This window comes from Methylobacterium sp., assembly GCF_028290105.1.
GTDB lineage: Bacteria > Pseudomonadota > Alphaproteobacteria > Rhizobiales > Beijerinckiaceae > Methylobacterium.
Genome location: NZ_JAQGKL010000149.1, coordinates 1 through 3199, shown reverse-complemented (window position 1 = coordinate 3199; position 3199 = coordinate 1). Strand labels below are relative to the sequence as shown.

At 70.8% G+C, this 3199-nt stretch carries 4 protein-coding genes; 2 read left to right on the top strand and 2 right to left on the bottom strand.

Annotated features, from left to right (window positions below):
• A partial coding sequence (locus JWQ05_RS10750; protein ID WP_299658439.1) for an acyl-CoA thioesterase occupies positions 1–363 on the top strand: 363 nt, incomplete at its 5' end.
• Positions 360–1511, top strand: coding sequence for an endo-1,4-beta-xylanase (locus tag JWQ05_RS10745; RefSeq protein ID WP_299658438.1), 1152 nt, complete (start codon positions 360–362; stop codon positions 1509–1511). The genes JWQ05_RS10750 and JWQ05_RS10745, both read left to right, overlap by 4 nt.
• Here JWQ05_RS10745 and JWQ05_RS10740 read toward each other — a convergent pair.
• Together JWQ05_RS10740 and JWQ05_RS10735 are read right to left on the bottom strand one after the other, a co-directional pair.
• Positions 1508–2416 carry an alpha/beta hydrolase gene (locus tag JWQ05_RS10740; RefSeq protein ID WP_299658437.1) on the bottom strand — a complete coding sequence of 303 codons (909 nt, stop codon included), beginning with the start codon at positions 2414–2416 and terminating at the stop codon, positions 1508–1510. The genes JWQ05_RS10745 and JWQ05_RS10740 overlap by 4 nt on opposite strands.
• Before the next feature lie 94 nt (positions 2417–2510).
• Positions 2511–3199: lytic transglycosylase domain-containing protein (locus JWQ05_RS10735; RefSeq protein ID WP_299658436.1), on the bottom strand; the 689-nt coding region annotated here is incomplete at its 5' end.

Here is a 3199-nt window from a genome sequence, read left to right as displayed (position 1 = left end):
ACCATCGCGATGCCCGCTGACACCAACCCGGCGGGCGACATCTTCGGCGGCTGGCTGATGGGCCAGATGGATCTCGCGGCCGGCAACATCGCCGCCCGACGCTCGCGCGGGCGTTGCGCCACGATCTCGGTGGAGGCGATGACCTTCCACCGCCCCGTGATCGTCGGCGACGAAGTCAGCATCTATGCCTGGATCGTCCGGGTCGGGCGCACCTCCCTGCGCATCCAGGTCGAGGTCTGGCGGCGCGAGCGCGAGGGCGAGGCGACGATGAAGGTGACGGAAGGGCTGTTCACCTTCGTCGCCATCGGCGCCGACCGCCGCCCCCGGGTGATCCCCGCTGAGCGCGAGACCGTCGAGGCGTGAACGCGACACGAACGTCCCGCCGGGCCCTGCTGGCCGGTGCGCTCGGTGCATTCGCGCTGCGGGGCGATGCAGCCGTCGCGGCATCACCCTCCTGGTCGGCCGACAGCCTCAACGCGGCGGCGGCCCGAAAAGGGATCGCCTACGGATCGGCGGTGAACGGCGTCACCCTTCGCCAGCGGCCGGCCTACGGACAGGCGCTGGCGCGCGAGGCCGGCATCCTCGTGTCCGAGAACGCGATGAAGCTGACCTATGCCTGGCGCGAGCCCGACGCCCTCGATTTCACCTACGCCGACGAGGTCGTCGCCTTCGCCGAAGGCAATCGCCAGCGCATGCGCGGGCATACGCTGGTCTGGCACGAGAGCCTGCCGCCCTGGATCCCGCCGCGCCTCGCCGGAGGCAGGGGCGAGGCCTTCCTGCGCCGCTGGATCGACGCCGTGGCGGGGCGCTACCGCGGCCGGATCGAGGCCTGGGACGTGGTCAACGAGATCTGCGGCCCGCAGGATGGGCGCGCGGACGGCCTGCGCCGCACACCCTGGCTGGAGGCGATCGGGCCGGGCTACGTCGATCTCGCCTTCCGCATCCAGCACGCGGTCGACCCGAACGCCGCCGGGGTCTGGAACGAGAACGACCTCGAGCTGGACGCCGACTGGATCGAGCCGCGTCGCGCCATGGTGCTGCGAACCCTGGAAGGGATGCGGTCGCGCGGCGTACCGATCCGTCGCCTCGGCCTCCAGGGCCACCTCTACGCCAAGCACCCGCTGAACCAGGACAAGCTCCGGCGCTTTCTCCGCGAGGTCGCCGCCCTCGGCCTCGCCATCGAGATCACCGAGTTCGACATCAACGACCGCGACTACCCGGCCGACCTGAAGACCCGGGACCGGGCGGTCACGGACCTCGCCCGGCGGTTCCTCGACGTGGTGCTGGACGAGGCGGCGGTGCTCAACGTGCTCACCTGGGACATCACCAACCGCAATACCTGGCTCAACACCAATCCGGAGCGCCGACGCGCCGACGGCCTGATCCAGCGTGCGCTGCCACTCGACGAGAATTTGGCGCGCACCCCGCTCTGGGCCGCGATGCACAAGGCCTTCTCGGATGCTCCCGACCATCGCAAGGCGCGGGAAGCCTTGCGCAACGGCCGAGGTTAGTTGGCGAGCATGCGGGCCTGCTGCGGTCGCTCGCCCGCCTGCTGGCGCAGGAAGGCCGCCATTTCGGCGAGTTCCGGCGCTTTCGAGCGGAAGGTCACGGAGAGCGCCAGCAGCGTGTCGGCGTGGTCGAGCCCGGGATAGACCCGCTCCTGCACCGGCACGCGGGCATCGCGCAGGCGGGCGGCGAGGTGCTTGGTGTTGGAAGGCAGCACGATGGTGTCGGCTGCGCCCGACGCGAGGAAGGCCGGCGGCGAGCGCGGGCCCGCGAAGGTGATGGGCTGGGTCGCGGCCTTGTCGGGCGCCTCGCCGAAGACTTCGGAGGCGGTGCCGGCATCGAGCGGCAGGAAGTCGTAGGGGCCGGACAGGCCGGCCACGGCCCGCACCACCCGCGGGTCCACGCCGGCGCGACGCAGATAGGTCGGGTTGAGCCCGAGCATCACGGCGTTGTAGGCGCCCGCCGAATGGCCGGCCAGCACGATCCGGCGCGGGTCGCCGCCATAGGCCGCGATGTTCTCCTGCACCCAGGCGATGGCCTGCGCCCCGTCGTCGAGGAAGTCGGGGAACCGGACCTCCGGATAGAGCCGGTAATCGGGCAGCACCGTCACGAAGCCCTGCGCGGCGAGGGCCTGACCGACGAAGGCATAATCTTCCTTGGCGCCGTTCTTCCAGGAGCCGCCATAGAAGAACACCAGCACGGGGGCGTTGCCGGTCGCCGCCACCGGCGTGAAGACGTCGAGGCGCTGGCGCGGATGCTTGCCAAAGGCCGCGCTCTTCAGGCTAAGGCGGCCACCGTCGTCCCGGGGACCGATCGCGTCGAAGAAGGCGAGCGGCGAGCAGGCCGTGATGCCGAGCGCGACGAGGGCGAGACCGGCAAAGCTGGCGAGAACGGCGAGGACCCGGGTCATGCATCTCTCTGTTGGGGTACGTACCCCCTGTGACAGGGCGCAGGCGGCGGATTCATGGCGTGATCGGGACGCTTTTGCCGCGCCGCGTTCACGATCAGGTTCTGAGGACGAGGCAGGCGCCGCCGACCTGACGAATCCGGCCGCACAAGGCGTCCGCCGCCGCGCGGCTCTGGGCCGGGATCCGGATGCGGTAGAAGGCGCGCGTGCCGCGATTGCGCAGGCGGGTTCCGATGATCATCGGACGCACATCCCCGATCACGCCGGTGTAAAGCGTCCGTGTCCGCGCGAAGCTCTGGAGCGCGAGGGCCTTCGAGAAGTTTCCGGCGAGCTGAATGCCCCAAGGGGCCGCCGGTCCCTCGTTCCCGCCGAGCGCGAAGCGGTCGCCGCGTGTCGGAATTCGCAGCGCCGCCGTCACCTGCAGGCAGGTCTTTTCGGGCTCCGGCTTAATGACGTCCGGTTTGGCCAAGTCCGGTTTGGCATCGGCCTTCTTCTCCTGAGGGTCGGCGCCCTCGGGCATCTCGATCGCGGCGCCCGGACGCCAGGCCTCGGCCGGCGCGCCGGTGATGGCCAGGACGTAGTTGCGCGTCTCCGTCGGCAGGCCGCCCGTCCCCGCGAGCCAGGCGGAGACGCGGCCCGGCCCGCCATTGTAGGCCGCCGCCGCCAGCCCGAGATTGCCGAATTGCCGGTTGAGGTCGGCGAGCAGATGCGCCGCGTGCGGGATCGCCTGCTCGGGGTCGAACGGATCGGTCAGCCCACGCTCGCGGGCCGTGCCGGGCATGAATT